This is a genomic window from Bartonella capreoli (genome assembly GCF_902813205.1).
Classification (GTDB): domain Bacteria; phylum Pseudomonadota; class Alphaproteobacteria; order Rhizobiales; family Rhizobiaceae; genus Bartonella; species Bartonella schoenbuchensis.
Window position 1 is genome coordinate 1 of record NZ_CADDZX010000196.1, and the last position, 458, is coordinate 458.

Sequence of the window (458 nt, forward strand, 5' to 3'; positions counted from 1 at the left end):
TTGAAGATTATCATGTTTCCCTTGATGCTTATAGTGATCACAATAATGGAACAGATGCAGTTTCAAGGAAACGTTATGTTACGTTTGTTGAGTGTTGTTGGTTTGAATATGAGCCTTATTACAAAGCAGAAGATCTTCAAACAGGTCAGATGCGTGATTCTAGTGCCCAAGAGCTTAAACAGCTGCAAATGCTTGTACCGCAAATTCAAGGTGCGAGCTTTCATACAAAGGAGGTTAAGCGTGCTTTTTTAGGGCGTCGTCTTTTAGGCAAGCCTGACAGACCATTAGCCCCTGATGGGCCGCTTGGATGGGAATGCATAACAGCCACGTTGGATAAGCTTACAAACCAGTTTTCTGGCATTGTCAGGCCGGCAAAAGACCCGCAAAGATGGCCGAATAAATATTTTAGTCAAGTGATGTCTATCCTCAATAGCCAAGCTAAAGGCGGCATTATGGCT

Annotated in this window: 1 protein-coding gene; it reads left to right on the forward strand. The window is 43.2% G+C overall.

Annotated elements, in window-relative coordinates:
- Positions 1–458, forward strand: a 458-nt coding sequence (locus J7R05_RS08020; RefSeq protein ID WP_484479011.1) for a portal protein, incomplete at both ends; no start/stop codon positions are given.